The sequence below is a fragment of the Streptomyces malaysiensis subsp. samsunensis genome (assembly GCF_024519315.1).
Taxonomy (GTDB): Bacteria; Actinomycetota; Actinomycetes; order Streptomycetales; family Streptomycetaceae; genus Streptomyces; species Streptomyces malaysiensis.
Genome location: NZ_JANIIC010000004.1, coordinates 30739 through 53802, shown reverse-complemented (window position 1 = coordinate 53802; position 23064 = coordinate 30739). Strand labels below are relative to the sequence as shown.

Below are 23064 nucleotides of genomic sequence, written 5' to 3'. Positions count from 1 at the left end.
GTACAGCGCGTCCGTGAAACGGCTCGTCCCTAAGCGACCGTGAGCACGATCTTGCCTTGGATATGCCCCCGGGCGGCGCGTTCGTGCGCCGCTCGGGCCTCCGCGAGCGGAAACGTGCTGTCCACTGCGACGCGAACCGTGCCCGCGTCGAGCAGGCGTCCCAGTTCAGCGAGTTGCGCGCCGTTCGAGCGGACCTGGGTGGCCGTGACCGTGACGCCCAGCTCCGCGTTCTCCTCGTCGTCGAACTCGCCGAAGTACACCGGGTAGAGGGACCCGCCGCGCTCGAGGGTGCGCAGGAAGCGCCTGCTGTCGGGACCCCCGACGGTGTCCAGGACGAGATCGACGTCACGGGCGACTTCCTCGGGCCGGTCCTTGGTGTAGTCGATGAACTCGTCGGCGCCCAGCTTGCGCAGGAACGCCTCATGGGCTCCGGAGGCCACGGCGATGACGCGGGCCCCCTTCCACTTGGCCAGTTGGAGAGCGAGGTGCCCCACACCACCGGCGGCGCCATTGATGAGCACCGTGGTCTCGCCGTCGAGCGCCATCGGGCGGTGCGGGGCCTCTTGGAACGGCGAGGGGTGGCCGTGCCCGAGCTCGATCAAGAACTGCCACGCCGTCAGCCCCGACATGGGCAGGCCGGCGGCGTGTACGTGATCGATGGCAGCCGGCTTACGGGCGAGGTCGGAGGCCGGCGCGGTGACGTACTCGGCGTACGCGCTGCCTTGCAGAGCGGTCGGGAAGCGCAGAAGCCCGACCACCTCGTCTCCGACCACGAAGCCGTTGACGTCGGCGGCGACGGCTTCCACGACGCCCGAGACATCGGTCCCCGGAATCAGGGGGAGATCGAACGGGGGCTTGAGCTCGGGAGGTACGTCGGGCATCCCCTCGCGTGCGTACCAGTCAGGAGGGTTGATGCCGACCGCGTGCACGCGTACGAGCACCTCGCCCGGCCCCGGTTCGGGAACCGGCACCTCCTCATGACGCAGCACCTCGGGGCCGCCGAACTCGTGCAGCCGGATCGCCCTCATCGTGTGTATCGGCATCATTTTCTCCAGCCCCGCGCCGCGGGATACGCTATCGGATCAGTGGTCCATATATCCGAACCACTGATCCGAATATATGGACCACTGATCCGGATAGTCAAGAGGGGACAGATGCGGGCCGACGCCAGGAAGAACCACGACCATCTGCTCGCCGTCGCGGGCGCCGTCATCACCGAGCAAGGCGTCGACGCATCGCTGCGCGACATCGCGCGCAAGGCCGGCGTAGGGCTCGCGACGCTGCTCCGCCACTTCCCGACGCGCGAGGCGCTGCTCGATGCCCTGCTGCGCACGCGCTTCGACGAGCTGACGGCAACGGCGGGCGAACTCGAAACGTCGAGCTCGCCCGAAGACGCTCTCGTTGCGTGGCTGCGCGACTGCGTCGCGTGCACACATGAGTACCGGGGCGTTGTGGCGCTGATGACGGCCGCCCTCGAGGACAGCGAGTCCGCGCTCCATGCGTCGTGCGTCACCATGCGCGCGGCCGGCACCCGGCTCCTCGCCCGCGCTCAGGACGCGGGTGCGGCGCGGACCGACCTCGATGGCACCGATCTGTTCGCGCTGGTGGCGGCGCTTGCGTGGCTCGGCGATCAACCCGCGCTCACGCCACGCGCCGACCACCTCTTCGAGGTGGTCACGAGCGCGATTCTGACGAGAGCGTGACCGCGCCCCTCAGGGACGGTCGAGACGGAGCCGCTCGGCCCTCGGCAGCCCGGCGACCACCAGGTCGTAGGAATCCTCGATGAGCTCCCGGACCAGCCGGTCCGGAAGCCCGCCGTCCACCGTCACCGTGTTCCAGTGGCGCTTGTTCATATGCCATCCCGGGACGATCAGCTCCGGGTGCCCTTCACGGAGCCGGCCCGCGTCCGCCGGATCGCACTTCAGGTTCACCGTGAGCGGACGCGCGTCCAGCGTCGTCAGAGCGAAGATCTTGCCGACCACCTTGAAAGCCGACACGTCCGGATGACGCGAGAACGGGAACTCCTCCACCGCCGCGTTGAACGAGAGGCAGAAGGAGCGCAACTGCTCGGGGGTCACTCCGGATTCTCCTCGTACTCGACCGACCTCGCACTCGACCGACAAGGCTCAAGGGCTCAAGGGCTCAAAGGGCGTCCCCGCCGGCGCAAACGCCGCTACAAGGACGATCCTCACCGTAGCCCACGCCTACGACAGTCGACCCAATCCACCTGACGGCGCCTAGGCTTCCGTCGTGAACGACACCACACATGGCACCGGCATACGCATCAGACCCGGCACCCCGGCCGACGCACCGACCGTTCTGGACATGCTCGACGCCGCGGTGGCCTGGATGAACGCTCGCGGCAACACCGAGCAATGGGGCACGACACCGTATTCGCAAAAGCCCGGCGGGGTGGCGCGGGTCGAACGGTACCTGACCGTGAACACCCCATACATCGCGGAACTGGATGAGACGCCTGTGGGAGCCCTGGTGATGGACTCCGGGCCCAGCCCGCAGATGCCGATCACACCCGCCGGCGAACCCGAACGGTACATCCGGCTGCTCGTCTCCCACCGGGACTACGCCGGACTCGGCATCGGCACAGCGCTGCTCGCCCATGCCGCGGAAGAGACCCGGCAAGCCGGCGTGGAGCTGCTGCGAGTCGACTGCTGGGCAGGCGGCGAAGGCAAACTCGTCGCGTTCTACCGGCGCCACGGATTCACGCCCACCGAACGATTCCTGTCCCAGACCTGGCCAGGACAGGTACTGGCGCGCCGCGTCGGCTGACAACGCAACAGGTCACCCGGCGGCAGCTCGGCCCGGAAGGTACGGGCACTCAGTCCGTGTTTCCGGACCGCAAACGGAACAGCGATTCTGTTAGTGTGCTTCTACAAGCAGAAGCGCCATTCTTTTTGCGAGGGGGTGTGTGGTGCCGCGGCTCACCGACGCGCGCAAGGAACTCCGGCGTGCCCAGATCGCCGAAGCCGCCGTGCGCTGCTTCGGCCGCAACGGCCTGGAGCGGACCTCGATCGCCGACATCACGGCCGAGTCCGGTCTCTCGGCCGGCTCGATCTACGCGCACTACCGCAACAAGGCCGACCTGGTCCAGGCCGCCGCCCGCGAGGTGCTCGCCAAACGCGCCGAGGTCCTCGGCGCGTACGCCGCGAGCGACACCCCGCCCGGCCCCGACGAACTGCTCGCGCGCCTGATCGCCGCGATCGACCCCGTCGAGGCCCGGGTCGGCGTGCAGACCTGGGGCGAGGCGACCACCGACCCGGTCATCCGCGACATCGTCGTCGACATGACCGACCGGATGCGCGCGATGCTGCACGACTGCCTCACGGCGTGGCTGGTCAAGGTCGAGCATCACGAGGCGGCCGGGGCCCGGGAGCACGCCGCCCCGATCGCGCACCGGGTGATGTCGCTCTACCAGGCCGAACTGCTGTACACCGCCTTGCGATCACCAACCGAGGAGACGGCTCGATGACCACCCCGACCGCCGCGTTCGCCGGCCGCACCGTTTTCCGGATCGGCTACGGCGCGTTGCAGCTCGAGCGGTTGCACGACCGCCGCGGCGAGGCCGTCGCGCTGCTGCGCCGCGCGGTCGAGCTGGGCGCCGACCATGTGGACACCGCCGAGTTCTACGGCTTCGGATTCGCCAACGACGTGATCCGCGAGGCGCTGCGCCCCGAGGACGAGGTCCTGGTCGTCACGAAGGTCGGGGCCGACCCCGACCCCGACGGGCCCCTGCCGCTGCGTCTGGCACAGCGGCCCGAGCAGCTGCGCGCCAGCGTCGAGGACAACCTGCGCAGCCTCGGCGTCGACCGGCTCCCGGTGGTCAACCCCCGCCGCCTGGACACCGGCCCCGGGCTGCGCCCCGAGGGCGACCAGGTCGTCGACCTCGACGACCAGCTCGCGACGATGACCGCCCTGCGCGACGAGGGCAAGATCGGCGCGATCGGCCTGAGCAGCGTCACCCCCGACGGCCTGCGCCGCGCCCTGCCGGCCGGCGTCGTCTGCGTGCAGAACGCCTACAGTCTCGCCTCCCGCGACGACGAGGATATGCTCGAACTGTGCGTGGCCGAGGGCATCGCCTGGGTGCCGTTCTTCCCGCTCGGCGGGGCCTTCCCCGGTCTGCCCAAGGTGACCGAGGAGCCGGCCGTCCAGACCGCGGCCGCGGCCCTGAGCGTCACACCCTCCCAGATCGGCCTCGCCTGGCTGCTGCACCACGCCCCGAATGTGCTCCTCATCCCCGGCACCGCGGACGCCGCACACCTGGAGGCCAATATGGCCGTCAGCGAGATCACCCTCGACGCCGCGACCCTCGCCACCCTCGACGCGATCAAGTCCCGCTCCAACGAGGGTCCCATCGGCTGACCGGAACCCAACGCCTCCCGGGGCACCCCGCGCCGGACACCCTGACCGAGCACCGGACCGCCCCGGAAAACCCACCAGCTTCCAAGGACGGATCATGAAGGCCATCATCTACCGCGATCTCGGCGGCCCCGAGGTTCTTCAGCTTCTCGACCGCGACCTGCCCACACCGGGCCCCGGCGAGGTACGAGTCCGGGTCGCCGTCTCCGGGGTCAACCCGACCGACTGGAAGACCCGCTCCGGCACCACACGCCCCAAGCAATTCCCCGAGGTCACCCCGCACCTCGACGGCGCCGGCACGATCGACGCCGTCGGTGAGGGGGTCGACCGGAGCCGGGTCGGTCAGCGGGTCTGGCTGTTCATGGCCGCCGCCGGGCGGCCCACCGGTACCGCCGCCGAGTTCACCGTCGTACCCGCAGAGCGGGCCGTGCCGCTGCCCGACGAGGCAGGCTTCGACATCGGCGCCTCACTCGGGGTCCCCGCGCTCACCGCACACCGCGCGCTCACCGTCGCCGAGGACGGGCCGCGCCGTCTGCGGCCCGGGGCGCTCGACGGCAAGGTGGTGCTCGCTGCGGGCGGAGCCGGGGCCGTCGGGCACGCGGTGATCCAGCTGGCCCGATGGGCCGGCGCCACCGTGATCAGCACGATCAGCGGCCCGGAGAAGGCCCGCCTGGCCACCGCCGCCGGGGCCCACCACGTGATCAACTATCGCGAGGGCGACCCGGCCGCCGAGATCCGAGAGATCGCCCCGGACGGCGTCGACATCATCGCCGAGGTGGCGCTGGGCGCGAACCTCGCACTGGACCTGGCCGTGCTCCGGACACGCGGCACGATCGCCACTTACGCCAACGACGGTGACAAGCCGGTCGAACTGAACGTGCCGCAGAACATGATGCTGAATACACGCCTGCAATTCCTCGTCCTCTACACGGTCGGTCCGGAAGCGCTCACCGCGGCCGTTGACGACGTCGCCGCCGCGGTCCTCGCCGGCGCACTGCCGGTCGGCGAGGAACACGGTCTGCCACTGGTCCGCTTCCCGCTCGACCGCACCCCCGACGCACACCGAGCGGTGGAGAGCGGCGCGGTCGGCAAGGTCCTGGTGGACGTCACGGCGTAACGTCCATCCGGCCACCATGTGACCAGTTCGCGGCCGCCGAGACGGCGTCACGAGCCGGCCTTCAGCCCGTCCAGAGTCAGGTCGAGCAGGCGTTCGGCCCGTTCTCGGTGTTCGGGGTTGGCCGAGGTGAGAGCGATGCCTTCGAGGGCGGCGCCCATGTCGGTGGGGCTGATGTCGGTGCGAATCGCCCCGGCGGCCGCGCAGGCGCCCATCAGGTCGGCGATGGCGGCCTGGATCATGTCCCGACTGTGGCCGTACGGATTGCTTCCCGTCGCGGCGATGGCACGCAACGCCTCGGCCATGCCGAATTTCGTGGTGACGTAGTCCAGGAAGAGGCGTGTCCAGGCGCGCAGGGCTTCGTAGGGCGGCTTCTCCTGGAGCAGTTCGGGGGCGGCGTCGCACAGCTGGGCCACCTCGTTGCGGTAGACCGCCTCGATCAGCGCCTCCCGGGTGGCGAAGTTGCGGTACAGCGTCGCGCTGCCCACGCCCGCCTCCTTGGCGATGCGCTCCAGGTGCGTGTCCAGCCCCTCCTCACCGAACATGCGCACCGCGGCCGCGAGGATCCTGTCTCTGTTACGCCGCGCGTCAGCTCGCAACGGACGTTGTGCACTGTCGGCCATCAGCGGTCGCCATTCCCCTCTCCGACCCTCTTCACCTTGCTAAGCGGAGGCGCGCCCATTTAGTGTGGCGTAAGTGGGGACACCCCCATTTACTGTAGGCCATGGTCTGACCTGCGCACATCCCCTTTGGAAGGACGTTGATCATGTCAGGTGTCGAAGGCAAGGTCGTAGCGATCACAGGTGCCAGCAGCGGCATCGGAGCAGCGACCGCGACCCACCTCGCCGAGAAAGGCGCCCGGCTCGTGCTCGGAGCCCGGCGGGAGGACCGGCTGAACGAGGTGGTGGACCGCATCACGGCGCAGGGCGGCTCGGCCGTCGGGATCGTCATCGACGTGACGCGCCGCGAGGACCTCAAGCGTCTGACGGACACGGCGGTCGACCGGTTCGGCCGGCTCGATGTGCTGGTCTCCAACGCCGGCACGATGGCGGTGTCACCGTTTGACGAGCTGCGCCAGGACGACTGGGACGCGATGGTCGCCACGCACATCACCGGCCTGTTGAACGGTATCGGGGCGGCGCTTCCCGTCTTCCGGCGCCAGCGCTCCGGCCAGTTCGTCAACGTGGCCTCGACCGCGGCATACGTCGTGAAGTCCCCGCAGGGCGTTTACGCCGCCACCAAGACGGCGGTGAAGGTGCTGACCGAGGGGCTGCGGCAGGAGTCGGGACCCCACCTGCGTGTCACCCTGGTCTCCCCCGGTTTCACCAACACGGAGGGGGTGGGCAAAGGGGCGAGTCCCGAGGCAGCGGCGGCGGCCACCCGACTGCGCGACGAGATAGCCATCCCGCCCTCCGCCATCGCGTCCGCCATCGGTTACGCGATCGAGCAGCCCGCCGGCATCGACGTCAGCGAGGTCGTCGTCCGGCCCACCGCGCAAGCCTGACCACCAGCAGAGACACCTACGTCCGAGCAAGCGGCACGCATACAGGCGCTGGCCTCGTCATTCAGGCCGGTGACCGGCTGTTCGACGCTACCGTTGCTCCACATGACAGCCACCGAGACGGACATCACGGAAGACTTGATCCGGGATCTGCTGCGCGAGCAGCACCCCGATCTGGCGGATCACCCCCTGAAACTCGGAGCGCTCGGCTGGGACAATCAAGTGTGGCGGCTCGGCGACGACCTCGCCGTCCGGTTGCCCTGGGCGACACGGTCCGCGGACGCGCTGCTGCGCAAGGAACACACCTGGCTGCCCCTCCTCGCCCCGCGCCTTCCTCTCCGGATCCCCGTCCCGCAGCGCCTCGGTGAGCCCTCCGAACGGTTTCCGCGGCCCTGGCTCGTCACCACCTGGGTGCCGGGCGAACCCGCCGACCGCGCCCCCGCTACACGCGCCGCGGAGGCGACCGTCACCCTGGCCGCCTTCCTGACCGCCCTCCACCGCCCCGCCCCTGACGGGGCGCCCACAGGCCGGCACCGCGGCGGCCCGCTGGCCGACACCGCCGAACACTTCGCCCGAGACCTCGCCTCGGCCACCGAACTGGGGCTGATCCGCGATCCGGACGCCGTCCGCGCGGTCTGGGAAGACGCCGCCGCCGCGCCGGAGTGGGCAGGCCCACGCCTCTGGCTCCACGGCGACCTGCATCCAGCCAACATCCTGACCACGAACGGCACCTTCTCCGGCGTGATCGACTTCGGCGACCTCTTCGCCGGGGACCCGGCCTTCGACCTCGCCGCCGCTTGGATCCTGCTGCCGGACGGCGCCGCCGACCATTTCCACGAGAGCTACCGGCCAAGCCCGGACGCCGCGACCCTACGCCGCGCCCGCGGCTGGGCGGTGCTGCGCGCCCTCACCGGCATCCACATCGGAGACGCCGGCGTCCATGGCCGCCCCGGAGGCAAGCCCACCTGGGGCCCGCCCGCCCAGGCCGCACTGCAACGCCTCACCGCGACGGTCCACCAGTGATCAAGCATCCCGGCCGGGGGTTGAACTACACGCCGACATCGCCGCCCGGATCGTTTCCGGCACATTCTCGCTCTGCCGCGCAGACGCGCGGGACGAGGAGTTCAGGTGGCGTCGGGGTTGTCCGTGCGGTGGGCGTGGGCGTCGATCAGGGCGAGCGTGGCTTCGGGCTGTTCGATATGGGGCAGGTGGCCGGCCTCGGGGATGACTTCGAGGTGGGCGTCGGCGAAGGCCGCGGCGTAGGCGGCGCCGTACGCCGGTGTGACCACGCGGTCGCTCTCCCCCCACAGCAGCAGTGCCGGTGTATGCACACGGCTCAGCCGACGCAGCAGCTTCGCATCGTGCATGTACGGCTCGCCCGCGAGGACGCGCATGGTGGCCATGTTGGCCTGCCGGATGGCGAGTTGGTCGGCCGGTATGGCGGCGGGGTCCACGTAGTAGCGGTCCGGGTCGTGCCAGGAGTGCTTCGCCACACCGCGGGCGTCCAGGGCGAAGAAGTCCGTGATCGGCTCGTCGGCGATATGCACCCCTACGGCATCGATCATGACGAGGCCACTGATAACACCCGCGGTGTCACGTACCGCCATCTCGGCCGCGATCCAACCGCCGAGCGAGGAGCCGATGACCAAGACGTTGCGCAGACCGCGGTCGTGCAGAAGGTGCAGGTAGGCCATGGCCAGATCGTCCACGCCGGTCAGCCAGTCGGGGCGAGGTGTCCCCTCCCAGCCGGGGTGCACGGGCGTGAGCGTGTGCGCGGTGCGCGAGAGATGTGACGCGATGCCGGCGACTGTGGCGGGCCCGCCGCCTCCGTGCAGGACGAGCACCGGGCGGCCGGTACCGGCCTCGGAGAGGGTGAGGTCGAGGTCGTCACAGGCGGCCGCATGGGCAAGGGAATGGGAGTCCGTCGTCATGCCCCAGACTCTAACTAAGGTTCTTTAATTAAGCTAGTTTCACTGCGGGTAGACTTACCGCATGGATGCTGATCTGGAGTTTTTGGGCCGCGCGGTCAAGCAGGCGCAGTACCGGCAGCACCGAGCGCTGGACAGTGCGCTGGGCGAGGTCGGCACGACGCTGGCGCAGTGGGACGCGCTGCGCGCCATCAGCTACCGGCCCGGAGCGTCGGCGCGCGAGCTCGCCGCGGCGACGTTCCAGAGCGAGCAGGCATTCGGAGCGCTTGCGGGCCGCCTGGCCGCCCAGGGACTGGTGGAGCGCAGTCCGGGCCACGGACGCCGCGTCGAACATCGCCTCACACCCACCGGCGAACAGACTCTGGCCGCCGGCCATCAGGTCAGCCAAAAGGTCCTGGAAGAGTGCTTCTCCCCCCTCCCGTCCGCAGACCGGGCAACCCTGCTCGGCCTGCTGCGACAGCTCAATGGGGAGGAGTCCCTCGCCAACTGAGGTGCCGGAAGGCAGCGTTGACGCCGAAACCTGCGCCATTGACTGTTCGCTACAGCAGAACGTCAGCCTCGCGCACCGCGGGCGATACGGAACAGCACGTTCGGACGCAGTGGTCCTTCGGGCGCGGCGGGGTCGTCGAAGTCGTCGGCCGGGTCCCGGGTCATGCCGATCCGTCGCATCACCGCCTGGGAACGGAGGTTGGCGGCCGTGGTCACCGCGAGGATCTCGGCAAGCTCGAGCGTGTCGAAGCCGTGGGCCAGGACTGCCAGCGCGGCCTCGGTGGCGTACCCCTGGCCCCAGGCCGGTCGGGCGAGCCTCCAGCCGATCTCCACTCCCGTGAACGGCATGCCGTCATCCACTTCATCCAGGCCCGCGAAGCCGATGAACTCGCCCGTGGCCTGAACCTCGACGGCCCACCACCCGTAGCCTCGTCGGTCGAACTCGGCCTGGAATCGCGCCACGGAGGCGTCGCTCTGTTCACGGGTGAGCGGGTCGCCCAGGTGCTCCCGGACCTCGGGATCGGCGTTCATCGCCGCCCATGGTTCGAGGTCGGCGTCACGCCATCGGCGCAGGGTGAGGCGGTCGGTGCGCAGTTCGGTCATGCGCCCACTCAACGCCGCGCTCTCCCCCGGAGCAATCCCATTTCCTCTGCGCACTCAGTCGTCAGAGCCGTCGGGGGCCGTCAGGCAGGTGGCCAGCTTCGCAGGGCCATGTCGGCCACCTGCTGGAGTTCGTCGCGGGTGGCGCCGCTGGCGGCTTGGACGGCGATGCCGTTCGCCACGGTCATGAGATAGCGGGCGAGCAGTTCGGGATCGGTGTCGGGGGGCAGGTCGCCTTCGTCGATGGCTCGCTGGAACCGGCCGCACAGGCGCAGGGTGCCCTCGTTGCGCCAGGCGATGAGGGCGTCGCGAGCGCTGCGCCCCGGGTCGCCGGCCGCGAGGGAGCCTTGGACGCCGAAGCACCCGGCGGGGCAGCCGGGGCGGGTGGTGGCCCACACGGAGCCGTTGAGGAACGCGGTGGCCACCTGTCGGGCGGTCGGTTCCCGCTGGGCCCGGTCCGCGTACGAGGCGGGGCCTTCGGTGTAGCGCTCGAGGGCCTTGCGGAACAGGTCCTCCTTGTTGCCGAAGGCCGCGTACATGCTGGTGCGGGTGATGCCCATGGCGTTGGTCAGATCGGCCAGGCTGGCGCCTTCGTAGCCCTGTTCCCAAAAAACCCGCATGGCGCGTTCGAGGGCCTCCTCGGTGTCGAAACCCCTCGGCCGGCCGATCGATGACTTCCGCCGCGTCTCCATGCGATCGATCATACCCCTTCCGTACCGATCGATTCAGATGTGCTACGGTCGACTTCAGTACCGATCGATACCGAATTTCGCGGAGGTCATTCGCATGGCACAGCTTGAAGGCAAGACCGCCGTCGTCACCGGCGGCGGCACCGGGATCGGCCTGGCCACCGCCGTACGACTGGCAGCGGAGGGCGCGCACGTGTTCATCACCGGCCGGCGCGAGGACGTGCTGGACGCGGCCGTCGAGAAGATCGGCCCGGCGAGGGCCACCGCGGTGGTGGGCGACATCTCCGACCTGGCCGACCTGGACCGGCTGTACGACACGGTCCGCGCCCGGGGCCAGGGCCTGGACGTGCTGTTCGCCAACGCCGCCGCCGCGTCGTTCGCCACGCTTCAGCAGGTCACCGAGGAACACTTCGACAAGACCTTCGGCGTCAACGTCCGGGGCACACTGTTCACGGTGCAGAAGGCGCTGCCGCTGCTCAACGACGGCGCGTCGGTGATCGTGAACTCCTCGGTGCGCGCCGATGACGGTGTCGCGGCGTTCGGCACGTATGCGGCCTCCAAGGCGGCACTACGGTCCTTCGTCCGGACCTGGGCCAACGAGCTCAAGGACCGTGGCATCCGGGTCAACGCGATCTCCCCGGGCACCATCGACACTCCTGGACTCGACGCCGTGGCCGCGGGAGACACGGGCCCCGCCAAGTCACAGTTCGCCGCGGGTGTCCCGCTGGGCCGGATCGGCCGCCCTGACGAGGTCGCCGACGCGGTGGCCTTCCTCGCTTCCGAGCAGAGCAGCTTCATCCTCGGAGCCAACCTGTACGTCGACGGTGGCGAGATCCAGATCTGACCCGCGGGGCGACCTCCGTCGCGCGACCACAAGTGACGCCTTCACGAGTGGCGCCGCCACGAGCCGCGACCATCCGTGACGTGCCGAGAAGCGGCAGGGCCCGGAGGACGGTGCCCTGCCGGTGTTGCACGCCGCCACCGGCAATGTCCCCGGTGACAGCTTCATCGGACCGGAGCACTGGATGCACATGCGTGGCGGCGCCGCGCATATGTCAGTTGGGCTCGGGTGAAGAAGATTTACCGGTGTATGCCTCGCCACGAGGGCGAATCGACTAATTGATCACGACTCGATACGCGCCCTAGACTACGGCCGCGGGGGCGACAAAGCCGGGCTGTTCCGACCTGGCATATACGAAAGACGAGAAACTCGTGAGCCAACAGAATCCCGTCCAAGTCGTCATCCCCGCTACCGGTAGGGGCACCGGGGCCGCGGTTGCGGACCGGTTCCAGCCACCAGCGGGACCACCGTAGCGCTCATCGGGCACACCGGGGCGACCCCGCGGCCCACCATCGAAGAGAGCCCGGATGGTGTGATGGAGACGCCTTCCCCGGTGCGCGGACGTCTCGGGCCTGACCGCCATCACCGCGGTCACGAGCGGTGTGGCCGAACGGGCCGGGCGGCTACACACGGGTTCAGCGCCGCGGGCAGGCCGTTCCTGGCGCCATCGACCAGATGGGCTTGGGCGACCACCGGACCATGGCCGCGACGATGAGCTCCACCGGCGTCGATGACGCGACGCCGAGGCGTGCAAGCCTCGGCTGCTTCCGGCCGTAGCGTCCCGGCCGACGCCACCTCTGCCACCGGGCAGGTTGGGACGTTGGCTCCCGTTCTCGCTGTGCGAGGCCGATCCCCGCCGTGGTGAAACGGCGCCGGCCATCCGCCTCGCCCGAACGACGGTGACGCCTCCTCGAAGAAGCCGACCGAAGCCTCTGGCCCAGGCGTTACCGCATTGAGGAGGGCATGGTGTTACTGGAACGCAGGACTGAACTGGCGAAGGCAGCAGCCGCCCTGCGGCAGGCCGTAAGCGGAAGCGGATCGCTCCTTGTCGTCCGAGGCCCGCTGGGCACGGGCAAATCGTCGTTCCTGGAAGCTCTCGCCCAGCTGGCGCAGGAGGAGCGGACCGGGCTCCTCAGAGCCCAGGCGTCTGCCGCGGAGGAAGGCTTGGCGCTCGGTGTGGTGCGCCAATTGGCGGACTCCGGCCGCTGTGGCGTCCCGGTGTGGTCCACGAGGGCGCGGGCCACCACGGCCATGGTGGCCAAGCCCGGTGGGATAGCAACGGCCCCCGGGCAGGTGCCCCGGACCACACCCGAGCACACGCCGAGGGACCTGATGTCTCTCCTGGACACGGTGTCGGCGGACAGAGCCCTGCTCGTGCTGGTGGACGATCTGCACATGGCCGACACCGAGTCGTTGCGGGCGCTGGCTCGGGAAGTGGCCCGGCGGCACGGCCGGCGGCTGCTGTTCGTGTTCTCGGTTCTGCCGGGCGACGTGCGCGCCGAACGGCCCGCCATGAAGGACCTGCTCGGAACCGCGGACCGGACGGTGGTCCTGTCCGCCCTCGGCCCCATCGGCACACGGGCCCTGATCAGGGACGCGTTCGAGACGACGGCGGAAGAGGAGTTCGTCGGCGCCCTGTATGAGCGATCCGGCGGCAATCCTCTGTTGACGCGGTCTCTGATGGACGAGGTGCGGTTCCATGGGCTGAGCCCGACCGCCGCGAACGCCGACGCCGTCCGCGCGCTGCGCCCCGACCACCTGTACCCGCGCCTGGCCGGTTTCCTCCGGTCCCAGCCCGATCATGTACGACGCACGGCCAACGCGTTGGCCGTGCTCGGCCGGACCGTGGACCTACCGGTCACGGCCCAGCTCGCCGGGCTGGACGCGCACCGGCACGCGGAGGCGGTCCGTGTGCTGGGGCTCCTGGGCTTCCTCGACGAGCGGTCCGGTGCCCGAGCGGGCGGAACGCTCCTCTGGGACGCCCTGGTGGACGGCATTCCCGCCGAAGAGCTCACCGCCATGCGGAGCATGGCCGCGGAGCTCCTGCACCGAGCGGGGCATCCGGCTGAAGTCGCCGCGGAGCAGCTGCTGTCCGCCCCTGCCCCGCACACCCCCGAAGCCGTCCGCATCCTCCGCGAGGCCGCGGACAGCGCACTGCGCTGGGGCGCGCCCCGCGACGCGGCACGCTATCTGAGGCAGGCCCTGCTGCACAGCTCGGCCGTCGGCTCCGTCCGCACGGATCTGCTGACCGATCTGGCGTCGGCGGAGCGCAGCTTCGCCACCATGTCCGCGCTGCGCCACGTCGCCGAGGCCCTACCGCTGCTCGGCACCGCCCGGGATCGCGCGGCCGCCGTGACACGGCTGGGCCCGCTGCTGATGGAACCGGCGGAATTCACCATCGACTCGTTGATGCGCGACATAGCCGATGGCCTGGACGGACCGGGCGCGGACGACCCTGTGACGAGCGAGCTGGCCCTGCGCTTGGAGGCCCGCAGACACGCCCTGGCCGCCCATGACCCCTCCCATGTCCCCGAGGCCATGCGCAGGCTCAGGGAGCTCGGCCCGCGCCCGCCGCTGCGCACAACCGGTCAACGGGAGCTGGTCGCCTCGCTTGCGCATATCGCGTTCGTCACCAACAGCACAACGGCCGGTCAATCGGCGGCCTTGTGCGCCCAGTTGCTGGAGCGGGAGCGGCCGGGCCCGGAGCACGTCCACACCACGCTGCCGCTGGCCGTGAACGTCCTGGCCGCCGGGGGGCGTACGGAAGGGATGGCCGACTGGCTGCGCGTGGCCGGTCGACGGGCGCACCGTCAGGGCGGAGAGGTGGAGCGGGCGGTCATACGGGCCGAACAGGCCATGATCGCGCTGGCTGTCGGCGATGTGGCCGACGCCAAGCAGGAGATGCTGCGGGCCGATGTCCTCGCCGGTCCGGAGGCGAGCGGTCTGCCCGCGCTCTGCACCCCCATCCTCGCCATCGTCGCGCTGCACAGCGAAGAGCCGGAGTTGGCGGAGGAGTTCCTCACCCGTCATCGGCTCGGCCACACCAACCAGTATCTGGCCGCGCTGCTGCATATGGCGCGCGGCCTGCTCGCGGCCCGGCGCCATGAGCCGCGGAGTGCCCTCACCCACTTCCGCACGGCCGGCCAGCGGATGGAGCGGATCGGATGGCTCAACCCCGTCCTGCTGCCATGGTCCTCGTGCGCCGCCCTGATGCATCACCGCCTCGGCGAGCATGACCAGGCGCTGAGTGCCGCTCGGCTGGAGGTGGAACGGGCACGTGAGTGGGGCACCCCGGCGGCGGAGGGCCACGCACTCGTCGCACTGGGCCGGATCATCCCCGGACACCGGGGGGCCCACGTGCTGGAGGAGGCCGTCGCCGTACTGGAGAGGGGGAGTAACAGCCATGAGCTGTGCCGGGCGCTGTACGCCTTGGGAAGCCACGAGAAAACGAGCCGGATACGGTCGACGGACACTTTGAGACGGGCATACGACCTGGGTATGGAATGCGGCGCCGACTGGATGGTGCAGAAAATCAGCGCCAAGCTGGAAAGGGAATACACAAGCACCAAAATGGAGGAATCCCGGCTGACCCGGGCGGAACTCAGAGTGGCGCGGCTGGCGGCCGAGGGCAGCAGCAATACGGAGATCTCGGAGCAACTGGGCATATCATCCCGGATGACCGAGAAGCACCTTACGAATTGCTACCGCAAGCTGGGCATTCCGGGACGTCGCAGCTTGCGGGAGGCCCTCGACAACTCGGCGAGCGGGCACACCTGAAGCTCGAACAGGCGGTTGGCGCGGTGAGCCGCGGCGGCATGCGTGGGGGCACACCCGAGCGGCGGGTGTGCCCCCACGCACTCTCCGGCGTCGCTCAGCCGGCGGTGGTCTCCACCCGTACCAGCGCCATCGCCGTGTCCAGTGTGGCCTCCACCTCCTGCGGAGTGTCACCGACCGCGATGATGTGGCCGAGGCGGTCGTAGGCGTCCCTGGGCGGCCGGACCGCGCGGCCGGGCGTGCCGGTGGTGACGACGGCCATCACGCCGGGCACCCGTTCGGCGGCCGCGGTTCCCGTGATGGCCACCAGCCGGCCGACGTCCCCCGCGGTGAGGAAACGCAGCCCCGCCTGGCGGGAACGAGCCGGCTCCAGGTACGTCGGCAGTCCGGTGGCAGCACGGACCTGCTGTTCGAGGAGGTCGAGCCCGGTCGCGGCGCGGACGATCTCGGGGATCATGCCACCGGCGAGCCGCCCGTTGATCTCGATGACCACGGGTCCCACCGGGGTCAGCCGCATCTCGATGTGGGCGGGGCCGTGCTCGAACCCGACGGCCTTGAGCGCCTGCCGGGCGGCCTCCGCCAGTTCAGCCTGCCGCGCCGCCGGCAGACCTGCCGGAAAGAGGTGCCCGGTCTCCACGAAGTGGGGCAACGGGGTCATGGTCCGCCGGGTGACCCCCACGCACACGGCCTCGCCCCCGGTGCAGAACATCTCCACGCTGTACTCCGCACCGCCGACGAACTCCTCGACGAGCGCCTCTCCCGCGCTCTTCTGCCCGCGCACGTTCTCCGTGACGGCGAGGACGCGGGCGGCGTGCTCCACGGCGGTGGCCTCGTCCGGGCACCACCGCACGTCCTGTGAGCCGGATCCGTCGACCGGTTTGACGACACAGGGCACGCCGACACGCGCAACCGCCTCCGGGACCCCGGCGATGTCCGCGACGACGGCGTGCGCGGGCTGGGGCACACCCGCGTTCCGCAGGGCTGCCCTGGTCAGGGCCTTGTTCCGGCAGGCGGCCGCCGTCGCGGGAGCGTGGCCGGGCAGACCCAGCGAGCCGGCCAGGCGCGCCGTGTGCTCCAGGTAGAAGTCGCTGGTCGTGGTGGCACCGGCGACGGTACGTCCGCCGGCGGCCCCGCGAACCGCGTCCAGCACGGCCGTGGGGTCTTCGGTGTCGCAGGTGACGGTGGGGCAGCCGGCGGTGCCGAACGCGGCGTAGCGGCCGGGGTCCGCCGTCAGGAGGACGGGGGCGAAGCCGAGCCGGGTCGCGGTGCGCAGAGCGAGCGTTCCCGTGCCGGTGGTGTTGGATTCCAGGAAGACCAGCACCGGACGGTCGTGGCGTGGGATGGACGCGTACGACCAACTGGTCACGGTCGTACCGAACGCCACCCGTGCGGGTGCCTGGGCGACCGGGCCGGACGGCTGGTGCCGGTAGACGCTATCGGCGTAGCGGTCGCCACGGTCAGGCATGATGCCGACCAGACGGGTGCCCGGTGCGGCACGGGCGGCCAGGTGGGACAGGACTCGGTAGACGGAGCCGGAGGTGTTGCCGGCGAAGATCTTCTGTTCCCGGGCGAGGCCGTGGGTGGCGTCGAACGCCTCGTCGTCGGAGAGCCAGTGCACTTCGTCGATGAGCCGGTAGTCGATGTTGTCGGGGAACAGGCTGTTGCCGAGGCCGCTCTGCTTGCGGGTCGCCATGTCGGGCTGGCCGAACAGGACGCTGCCGACACAGTCCACTCCGACGACCTTGAGGTCCGGGAGCCGCTCGAGGAGCGCGGCGGACGTTCCGCACAGCGAACCACCGCTGCCGACGGAGCCGACCAGGACATCCACGGTCCCCAGGTCGTCCATGAGTTCTTCGGCGAGGGCGCGGTAGGCGGCGGGGTTGTCCGGGTTGCTGTACTGCCGCGGCCAGTAGGCGCCGGGCAGGTCCTGGACGAGCTCCGCGAGGCGTTCCAGCCGGGCGCTCTGCCATCCCTGGGACGTCATCGCCTCGACGATGTGGACCGTACAGCCCATCGCCGTCAGTTTGGCGAGGGTGACGGGGTCGATGCGGGGATCGCTGACGATGTGGACGGGATGGCCCAGGTAGGTGCCGACGAGGGCGATGCCGAGCGCCATGGTGCCCGAGGAACTCTCCACGATGGGCGCCCCGTCCGTCAGGGCACCCGTGCGGCGGGCCTGGAGGATCATGCGGCGGGCGACCCGGTCCTTCATCGCGTACGGGTTGTGCATTTCGAGCTTGGCGTAGACCTCCACGTCCTCCGGGACATCCATGCGCAACCGGACGACCGGAGTGTTGCCGATGGCGTCGATGAGGGTGTCATGACGCATGCGTGCTCCCTGGGAAGGCGCCTGATGGGGTGGCGGATCGGTAGACGGACACGGTGCCGGGCAGCCGGGCACAGGCGGCCTTGACGGCGGCGAGCGTGTCGCGGTGGCCCGGGGCGGTGGCGTCCAGCAGGACCCCGGCCATGGTGCCGCTGTGGGCGCACATCACTCCCAGGGCACCGAGGTCGTCGGCCATGCGGAGAAGAGCGTCGAGGTTGTGCTTGGGCAGCCATCGCTGGTTGAGCCGGGCGCTGCGGGTGGCGACGGCGCCGACGCCCTGGAGGTCGCTGTCGCGTACCGCCGCGGCGAGGTCGTCGACAAGGTGTGCGTACCCGGCTCTCAGCACGGGCGGGACCCGTCTGTCGCGCCGGTTGTAGGCGACCGTGTCGAGCCGGCCGCCCTCGTCGACCGCGACGACGGTGGTGGGCGGCAGGGTTCCCAGGCGGGCGCGGAACCGGACGGCGCGGTGCTCGAACACGACGATCCCGGGGTGCATGACGCCGTCCGTGGGTTCGATGGGACGCAGCCAGTCCTCGACAGTGGCGGGCGAGGTGTCCAGACCGAGGACGGTACCGACGGCCCGGGCCGTCGCGACGAGGTCGGCGGACGAACTGGCGAGGCCCTTGCCGATGAGCAGATCGCTGTCGAGGACGAGGGAGCCGCCGCCGCTCGCGCACCGGGCGTCGAGCATGCTCCGCGCCAGGCGGAGCGACTTGGTCTTGTGGGCGGGGTAGACCCGCAGCGGACCGACCCGGTCGTACCGGAACCACGCACGGGTGCCGCGGGTGATGGGGAACGTGACCAGGAAGTCGGTGCCGTCGGGCAGGACGCCCTGGAGCAGTTCTCCGAAGGTGCCGCAGGCGGCGGCGGTGCCCTCGTTCAGGTCCACGCCCGCGCGCCGGGCGACGAGTGCCGGTTCCGTCATGACGACCGCTGACCGAGGTCGGTGAGCAGGGTGCCGTGGCGGCCGGTGGCCTCTGCCCGACGGGCGGCACGCTCGGCCCAGGCGGAGCCGAGGACGTCGAGTTCGGTGTCCTGCCCGGCGAGCAGCTCTCGTACCCGGTCGGGGTGGGCGGAGCCCGCCGACCGCTTGGCGTGCAGTCCGCGGTCGACGTCGAAGGCCGCCGTGAGCAGGTCGCCGGTATCACCGATATCACCAATGCCTTCGAGGTCATAGCCGGACTCGGCGGCACAGTCGCGCAGCAGCGCGGCGTCGGGCTCACCGGAGGTCAGGCCCTTGCGCACGGCGTGTCTGACGTACCGTCCGGCGATGATCTGGGCCGTGCGCCAGGGAATGCCCTGGTCGAGGGTGAGCCGGTTGGCGAGGGTGAATCCTCCCAGGTGGTCCTCGGCACATGCGGCGCGCATGCGGTCGGCGCGGAAGGTGGCGCCGTCGACGACGGCGTGGGCCAGGCGCAGCACGGAGCGCATCGTGTCGACCTGGACCCGCAGCTGGCCGCCGGATTCCTTCGAGACCTCGACGGTGTTGGTGTACGGGGTGTTGCGCTGTCCGGCGGCGATGTCGGTGGCGCGGCCCACGACATGGGCACAGCGGCCACGGATGCGTTCCAGGACGGGGAAGTTGCGCTTCTGCGGCATGGCGGCGGAGATGCCGGCCAGTTCGTCGGGCAGGTCCAGAAAGCCGAACCCGCTGCCGGCCCAGGTCATGAGGTCGGTGGTGAAGCGGCTGAGGACGACGGCGTAGTGGGCGAGGTCCCCCGCGATCAGGGTGGTCCAGGTGCGGGAGGCGACGGCCACCAGGGCGTGCGGCTGAGGACGCGCGAATCCGAGGAGATCGGCCATCCGGGCGCGGTCCCACGGCAGTTCCTGCCCGGCCATGGTGCCGGCGCCCAGGGGACAGGCATCGCATTCGTCGTAGGTGTGCAGCATGCGGCGCAGCGCGCCGATCGTCTCGGCGGCGAGCGCGGCGAGGTGGAAGCCGGGGCTGATGATCTGGGCGGCCTGGCCGTGGGTGTACCCCGGCATGGGCGTGTCGGTGTACCGACCGGCGAGGTCGAGGACCGCCCGTGCGAACGCGGCCAGGTCTTCCGCGACGGCCGCGAGGTCCTCGCGGGCGGCCATCAGCTGGGCGCATGCCTGGAGGTCGTTGCGGCTGCGGTCGACGTGCCAGGCGGGGAAGGGAGGGGTGTCACCGGTCTGGACGTGCCGTTCCACCGCGAAGGAGATATCGGACATGTTCTGTTCGGGGTCGGCGCGTACGGCGTCGGGACCCAGGGCGTCGAGCCGGGTGCCGAGGGCGGCCGCGTCCGCGGCGCCGACCAGGTCCATGCGGACGTATTCCAGAAGGAGGACCTTCTCGATGGCGAGGTAGTGGCCGAGGAGATGTTTCACCTCGTAGGTGAACTGCGGTGCGAGCACTTCCGTGTGCCAGACGTCGTGGGGGATGCCGTCGATCCGGCCGGTCACTGCCATACCGTCCTCCCGGGGCACATGCGCTGCAATACGGTGGCGAGTCCGGCCACTGTCGGGTCGGCGAAAAAGGCCCGAAGCGTCGCCTCGGGGTCGTACGGGGCGATGCGGGACAACAGGCGCAGGGCCTGGAGCGAGTGGCCCCCGAGGCTGAAGAAGTCCTGGTGGACGTCGACGACGTCCACGTCCAGGAGATCCCCCCACACCGCGGCCACGTACTTCTGGGCCGGTGTCCGGGGGGCGGCCGCGGCAGGCCGCCCGGCCGGGGGGCGCGCCTTCGTCGCGGAGCGGCGGAGGCCGAGGACGGCTCCCAGCCCGGACAGCCGCATGCCCGGGGTGTCCAGGGCGGCGGGGAGCAGGCGCAGGTAGTCGGACAGCAGTGTCTGGGCGGTGGGACGGTCGAACAGGGCCACGTCGTAGACGATCCGGAGGGTGTCGTCGGTGATGTCCAGCAGCAGATCCTCCTCGCAGGAGGACACGGGCGCTCCCAGATCGCCCGCGGGAGCGTGATTGAAGGCGAGTTGGTACAGGGGCGGGACTCCGGGCAGGCGCGGAGCGGGCAGCAGTTCGACGAGGGTCTGGAACGGAATGTCGTATCGCTCGTCGGCGCTGAGGGCGGCGTCCAGCCGGCGGACGAGCACCGCGATGTCGGGGTCGCCGGTGGCGTCGACGCGCAGGACACGCATGTTGACCAGGGTGCCGACCATGGGCAGTGTCTCGGCCTCGGCGCGCCCGGCCACGGGCAGGCCGAGGCTGATGTCCACGGCGCCGGAGTGGTGGTGCAGCAGGGCGGTGTACGCGGCGAGGAGCAGCACGACGGGGCGGGTGCCGTGGTGGCGTGCACCGGCGTTGATGGCGGCGAGGACACCGGCAGGCAGCGGGGCGCGCACCTCGGCACCGCGGAAGGTGCGAGTCGGGGGGCGGGGCCGGTCAAGCGGCAATGTGTGGACCGGTGGCAGCCCGGCGAGGCGGGAGCGCCAATGAGTGGCGAGCTCCGCGCGTCGGGCGGACGTGAGACGAGCGCGCTCGCGCCTGGCGTGATCGCTGTAGGTGCGGGGGAGGTGCGGGAGTTTGGGCTCACGCCCCTCCTCCACGGCAGCGCAGATCTCGATGAGCTCGGCGTGCGCGTTGAAGCGGGAGGCGCTGTCGTAGACGGTGTGGTGGGCGGCGAGGATCACCGACCACGCCCCCTCCCCCAGCCCGAGGATCGCCGCCCGCCACAGCGGCGGCCGCTCCAGGTCGAACGGCCGGCGTGCCAGCGCGGCGCGCAGGGAGTCTCTCGCCTCCTCCTGTTCGGTGCGGTCGAGTCCGGTCAAGTCGACCCATTCGACGGGCAGTTCCACTTTAGGGCGCACATCCTGGGTCACCTGCCCGTCGAGGACGCGGAGTCCTGTGCGCAGCGGCTCGTGGCGTGCCGTCAGGAGGGCGAGGGCTTCGCGGATGTCGGACGCGGCGATGTCCGCGTGCAGGGGGAACTCCTCGACCACGCAGTACGTCGGCGGATCGTGGGTGAGCCGGGACGCGAACCAGGCACGCTCCTGGGCGTAGGAGGCCGGCGGCGGCCGGTCTTCGCCGGGGGCGGATCGGCCGCCACCGGTGACCACCGGCTCGCGTCCCGTCATCGGCGGCGCTCCGCGGTGCGGCGCTCCGGCACGGGCGCGAGGTCGTGCGGGCCCGGCCTGGCGAGGTTCTCCGCGCGCGGCCGCTCGGCCCCGGTCCTCAACGAGGGCTGGTGGCCGAGCCGTTGGACGCCCTCGCGCAGCACGTCGGTGGTGAGGTCGCCGAGGGCCGCGGCCGTGTCGGCGGCGAGGACGCCGCCGCCGTCGGGCGCGGCGTGGGCCGACAGACCGGGGCCGGCGAGGGCGGGGGTGCCGACGGCCTGGGCCTCGTGGCCGGCCACGGACAGCGGCCGGGCGAGCGGGACCATCGGCAGCGGGTGAGAGCGGTCAGCCCGCGTCACGGATCGAACGCGCACGGTCGTCCTCCTTTCCTCGGGCGCCGGGTCCTCGGGCGCCGGGCCCCCGGGTGCCGGGGCGGGGGCGTTCCGCCGCGCGCAGGGCGGTACCGACGATATCCGCGATCCGCGGCTCATGTTCGCCGAGGAAGAAGTGGCCGCCGCTGAAGACCCGGAGGTCGAAGGCGCCCGTGGTGTGGTCGCGCCAGTCCTCGGCGTCGGCGATCCCGACATGGTCGTCGCCGTCCCCGGTGAGCGCGACGATGTCGCAGTGCACGACGGCGCCGGGTCCGGCGTCGTAGGTCTCGGCGGCCGTGTAGTCCGCGCGCAGCGACGGCAGGGCCAGCTCGACCAGGTCGGGGTCGTCGAGGACGAGGGCGTCCGTGCCCGCCAGCCGCCGTACCTCGGCGATCAGGCCGTCGTCGTCGAGGAAGCGGATCCCGCGGTCGGTGCCGCACGCGGGGGCGCCACGGCCGGAGAGGAACAGGGTGTGGGGCGCGCGGGCGCCCTCGCGCCGGCGGAGAAGTGCCAGTTCGAAGGCGACGGCGGCACCCATGCTGTGGCCGAACAGGGCGAAGGGCCGCCCCGCCACCAGTCGTTCCAGGTCCGCCGCGACCCCACGGGCGAGGTCCCGCACACTGTCCAGGCACGGTTCGTGCAGCCGGTCCTGGCGCCCCGGGTACTGCACGGCGAGGACGTCGGCACTCGCGGAGAGACGCCACGACAGGGAGAAGTAACTGCTCGCGGATCCTCCCGCGTGCGGCAGGCAGACCAGAGCGACCTCGGCGTCCGGACGCGGGTGGAATCTGCGGAACCACGGACTGGCGGGGGTGACGGGCGGTGCCATGGCGGGGTCGGTGTCCCTTCGGCTTGTCGGTGCTGGCCGTGATGCGGCGGGTGCGCGTGGTTGTCCGGCTGGTATCCCCTCGTCACGGGCGCTCAGGGCGAATGCGTCCAGGGCGGGCCACGCCAGGACGAGGACGCCGAGGCGCGATCACGCCGGATGACGTCCTCGGGGGCCTCCGCCACGCCCCGCTCCGCGCA

The 23064-nt window shown here is 70.9% G+C and carries 22 protein-coding genes; 10 read left to right on the top strand and 12 right to left on the bottom strand.

Going from position 1 to position 23064, the window contains the following annotated elements; genetic code table 11:
- Positions 1-29: 29 nt before the first annotated feature.
- Complete coding sequence (locus tag NQU54_RS04595; protein WP_257629882.1) at positions 30-1043, bottom strand: NADP-dependent oxidoreductase; 1014 nt, start codon at positions 1041-1043, stop codon at positions 30-32.
- Between the two features lie 111 nt (positions 1044-1154).
- On the opposite strand from NQU54_RS04595, the gene NQU54_RS04590 reads away from it, so the two are divergent.
- Positions 1155-1703 (top strand): TetR/AcrR family transcriptional regulator, encoded by a 549-nt coding sequence (locus NQU54_RS04590; RefSeq protein ID WP_257629881.1) that lies wholly within the window; start codon positions 1155-1157, stop codon positions 1701-1703.
- A gap of 9 nt (positions 1704-1712) precedes the next feature.
- Here the strand turns inward: NQU54_RS04590 and NQU54_RS04585 are convergent, their stop codons facing one another.
- A complete protein-coding gene (locus NQU54_RS04585; RefSeq protein ID WP_093701196.1) occupies positions 1713-2078 on the bottom strand; it encodes an MmcQ/YjbR family DNA-binding protein in 366 nt (121 codons plus the stop codon).
- 172 nt (positions 2079-2250) lie between these two features.
- Here NQU54_RS04585 and NQU54_RS04580 point away from each other — a divergent pair, with 172 nt between their 5' ends.
- The 4 genes from NQU54_RS04580 (at position 2251) to NQU54_RS04565 (ending at position 5491) form a co-directional block, all read left to right on the top strand.
- Complete coding sequence (locus NQU54_RS04580; RefSeq protein WP_257629880.1) at positions 2251-2787, top strand: GNAT family N-acetyltransferase; 537 nt, start codon at positions 2251-2253, stop codon at positions 2785-2787.
- A gap of 142 nt (positions 2788-2929) precedes the next feature.
- Positions 2930-3487, top strand: a complete 558-nt coding sequence (locus NQU54_RS04575; RefSeq protein ID WP_142881305.1) for a TetR/AcrR family transcriptional regulator — start codon at positions 2930-2932, stop codon at positions 3485-3487.
- Positions 3484-4377: an aldo/keto reductase gene (locus NQU54_RS04570; protein WP_257629879.1), complete on the top strand. Its 894-nt coding sequence runs from the start codon at positions 3484-3486 to the stop codon at positions 4375-4377. The genes NQU54_RS04575 and NQU54_RS04570 overlap by 4 nt, the downstream gene beginning before the upstream one ends.
- 94 nt (positions 4378-4471) lie before the next feature.
- A complete protein-coding gene (locus NQU54_RS04565; RefSeq protein WP_257629878.1) occupies positions 4472-5491 on the top strand; it encodes an NADPH:quinone reductase in 1020 nt (339 codons plus the stop codon).
- A 47-nt stretch (positions 5492-5538) separates the two neighbouring features.
- Here the strand turns inward: NQU54_RS04565 and NQU54_RS04560 are convergent, their stop codons facing one another.
- Positions 5539-6111, bottom strand: a complete 573-nt coding sequence (locus NQU54_RS04560; RefSeq protein WP_257629877.1) for a TetR/AcrR family transcriptional regulator — start codon at positions 6109-6111, stop codon at positions 5539-5541.
- A gap of 143 nt (positions 6112-6254) precedes the next feature.
- Here NQU54_RS04560 and NQU54_RS04555 point away from each other — a divergent pair, with 143 nt between their 5' ends.
- The gene (locus tag NQU54_RS04555; protein ID WP_257629876.1) at positions 6255-6992 is read left to right on the top strand and encodes an SDR family oxidoreductase; all 738 of its coding nucleotides are present in this window, start codon (positions 6255-6257) and stop codon (positions 6990-6992) included.
- Positions 6993-7094: 102 nt separating this feature from the next.
- Positions 7095-8012 (top strand): aminoglycoside phosphotransferase family protein, encoded by a 918-nt coding sequence (locus NQU54_RS04550; RefSeq protein WP_257629875.1) that lies wholly within the window; start codon positions 7095-7097, stop codon positions 8010-8012.
- Positions 8013-8113: 101 nt separating this feature from the next.
- On the opposite strand, the gene NQU54_RS04545 is transcribed toward NQU54_RS04550, so the two are convergent.
- Positions 8114-8920: an alpha/beta fold hydrolase gene (locus NQU54_RS04545; RefSeq protein ID WP_257629874.1), complete on the bottom strand. Its 807-nt coding sequence runs from the start codon at positions 8918-8920 to the stop codon at positions 8114-8116.
- Positions 8921-8981: 61 nt separating this feature from the next.
- On the opposite strand from NQU54_RS04545, the gene NQU54_RS04540 reads away from it, so the two are divergent.
- Positions 8982-9407: a MarR family winged helix-turn-helix transcriptional regulator gene (locus tag NQU54_RS04540; protein ID WP_099016251.1), complete on the top strand. Its 426-nt coding sequence runs from the start codon at positions 8982-8984 to the stop codon at positions 9405-9407.
- Between the two features lie 62 nt (positions 9408-9469).
- On the opposite strand, the gene NQU54_RS04535 is transcribed toward NQU54_RS04540, so the two are convergent.
- Positions 9470-10009 (bottom strand): GNAT family N-acetyltransferase, encoded by a 540-nt coding sequence (locus NQU54_RS04535; RefSeq protein ID WP_257629873.1) that lies wholly within the window; start codon positions 10007-10009, stop codon positions 9470-9472.
- An 80-nt stretch (positions 10010-10089) separates the two neighbouring features.
- A complete protein-coding gene (locus tag NQU54_RS04530; protein ID WP_257629872.1) occupies positions 10090-10698 on the bottom strand; it encodes a TetR/AcrR family transcriptional regulator in 609 nt (202 codons plus the stop codon).
- 94 nt (positions 10699-10792) lie between these two features.
- Here NQU54_RS04530 and NQU54_RS04525 point away from each other — a divergent pair, with 94 nt between their 5' ends.
- Both NQU54_RS04525 and NQU54_RS04520 read left to right on the top strand, forming a co-directional pair.
- A complete protein-coding gene (locus NQU54_RS04525; RefSeq protein ID WP_257629871.1) occupies positions 10793-11539 on the top strand; it encodes an SDR family NAD(P)-dependent oxidoreductase in 747 nt (248 codons plus the stop codon).
- 960 nt (positions 11540-12499) lie between these two features.
- Positions 12500-15313 carry a helix-turn-helix transcriptional regulator gene (locus tag NQU54_RS04520; protein WP_257629870.1) on the top strand — a complete coding sequence of 938 codons (2814 nt, stop codon included), beginning with the start codon at positions 12500-12502 and terminating at the stop codon, positions 15311-15313.
- Positions 15314-15407: 94 nt separating this feature from the next.
- Here NQU54_RS04520 and NQU54_RS04515 read toward each other — a convergent pair whose 3' ends face one another.
- Genes NQU54_RS04515 through NQU54_RS04490 form a run of 6 tightly spaced genes read right to left on the bottom strand, consistent with a single transcriptional unit; the run spans position 15408 to position 22867 of the window.
- Positions 15408-17639: a pyridoxal-phosphate dependent enzyme gene (locus NQU54_RS04515; RefSeq protein ID WP_257629869.1), complete on the bottom strand. Its 2232-nt coding sequence runs from the start codon at positions 17637-17639 to the stop codon at positions 15408-15410.
- Entirely contained in the window at positions 17629-18561 is a 933-nt protein-coding gene (locus NQU54_RS04510) for a GHMP family kinase ATP-binding protein (RefSeq protein ID WP_257629868.1), read from the bottom strand. Before NQU54_RS04510 ends, NQU54_RS04515 begins: the two co-directional genes overlap by 11 nt.
- Positions 18558-20069 (bottom strand): argininosuccinate lyase, encoded by a 1512-nt coding sequence (locus NQU54_RS04505; RefSeq protein ID WP_257629867.1) that lies wholly within the window; start codon positions 20067-20069, stop codon positions 18558-18560. Before NQU54_RS04505 ends, NQU54_RS04510 begins: the two co-directional genes overlap by 4 nt.
- Positions 20060-21688, bottom strand: a complete 1629-nt coding sequence (locus tag NQU54_RS04500) for a condensation domain-containing protein (protein ID WP_257629866.1) — start codon at positions 21686-21688, stop codon at positions 20060-20062. The genes NQU54_RS04505 and NQU54_RS04500 overlap by 10 nt, the downstream gene beginning before the upstream one ends.
- Positions 21685-22041 (bottom strand): hypothetical protein, encoded by a 357-nt coding sequence (locus tag NQU54_RS04495; protein WP_257629865.1) that lies wholly within the window; start codon positions 22039-22041, stop codon positions 21685-21687. The genes NQU54_RS04500 and NQU54_RS04495 overlap by 4 nt, the downstream gene beginning before the upstream one ends.
- The gene (locus NQU54_RS04490; RefSeq protein WP_257629864.1) at positions 22013-22867 is read right to left on the bottom strand and encodes a thioesterase II family protein; all 855 of its coding nucleotides are present in this window, start codon (positions 22865-22867) and stop codon (positions 22013-22015) included. The genes NQU54_RS04495 and NQU54_RS04490 overlap by 29 nt, the downstream gene beginning before the upstream one ends.
- Between the last annotated feature and the right edge of the window lie 197 nt (positions 22868-23064).

Bases quoted from the DNA above. Each gene is read 5' to 3' on its own strand.
- NQU54_RS04530 (WP_257629872.1), bottom strand. From the start codon at position 10,698: ATGGAGACGCGGCGGAAGTCATCGATCGGCCGGCCGAGGGGTTTCGAC.
- NQU54_RS04525 (WP_257629871.1), top strand. From the start codon at position 10,793: ATGGCACAGCTTGAAGGCAAGACCGCCGTCGTCACCGGCGGCGGCACC.
- NQU54_RS04510 (WP_257629868.1), bottom strand. From the start codon at position 18,561: ATGACGGAACCGGCACTCGTCGCCCGGCGCGCGGGCGTGGACCTGAAC.
- NQU54_RS04560 (WP_257629877.1), bottom strand. From the start codon at position 6,111: ATGGCCGACAGTGCACAACGTCCGTTGCGAGCTGACGCGCGGCGTAAC.
- NQU54_RS04570 (WP_257629879.1), top strand. From the start codon at position 3,484: ATGACCACCCCGACCGCCGCGTTCGCCGGCCGCACCGTTTTCCGGATC.
- NQU54_RS04515 (WP_257629869.1), bottom strand. From the start codon at position 17,639: ATGCGTCATGACACCCTCATCGACGCCATCGGCAACACTCCGGTCGTC.
- NQU54_RS04590 (WP_257629881.1), top strand. From the start codon at position 1,155: ATGCGGGCCGACGCCAGGAAGAACCACGACCATCTGCTCGCCGTCGCG.
- NQU54_RS04540 (WP_099016251.1), top strand. From the start codon at position 8,982: ATGGATGCTGATCTGGAGTTTTTGGGCCGCGCGGTCAAGCAGGCGCAG.
- NQU54_RS04595 (WP_257629882.1), bottom strand. From the start codon at position 1,043: ATGCCGATACACACGATGAGGGCGATCCGGCTGCACGAGTTCGGCGGC.
- NQU54_RS04535 (WP_257629873.1), bottom strand. From the start codon at position 10,009: ATGACCGAACTGCGCACCGACCGCCTCACCCTGCGCCGATGGCGTGAC.
- NQU54_RS04505 (WP_257629867.1), bottom strand. From the start codon at position 20,069: ATGGCAGTGACCGGCCGGATCGACGGCATCCCCCACGACGTCTGGCAC.
- NQU54_RS04500 (WP_257629866.1), bottom strand. From the start codon at position 21,688: ATGACGGGACGCGAGCCGGTGGTCACCGGTGGCGGCCGATCCGCCCCC.
- NQU54_RS04565 (WP_257629878.1), top strand. From the start codon at position 4,472: ATGAAGGCCATCATCTACCGCGATCTCGGCGGCCCCGAGGTTCTTCAG.
- NQU54_RS04520 (WP_257629870.1), top strand. From the start codon at position 12,500: ATGGTGTTACTGGAACGCAGGACTGAACTGGCGAAGGCAGCAGCCGCC.
- NQU54_RS04550 (WP_257629875.1), top strand. From the start codon at position 7,095: ATGACAGCCACCGAGACGGACATCACGGAAGACTTGATCCGGGATCTG.
- NQU54_RS04555 (WP_257629876.1), top strand. From the start codon at position 6,255: ATGTCAGGTGTCGAAGGCAAGGTCGTAGCGATCACAGGTGCCAGCAGC.
- NQU54_RS04545 (WP_257629874.1), bottom strand. From the start codon at position 8,920: ATGACGACGGACTCCCATTCCCTTGCCCATGCGGCCGCCTGTGACGAC.
- NQU54_RS04490 (WP_257629864.1), bottom strand. From the start codon at position 22,867: ATGGCACCGCCCGTCACCCCCGCCAGTCCGTGGTTCCGCAGATTCCAC.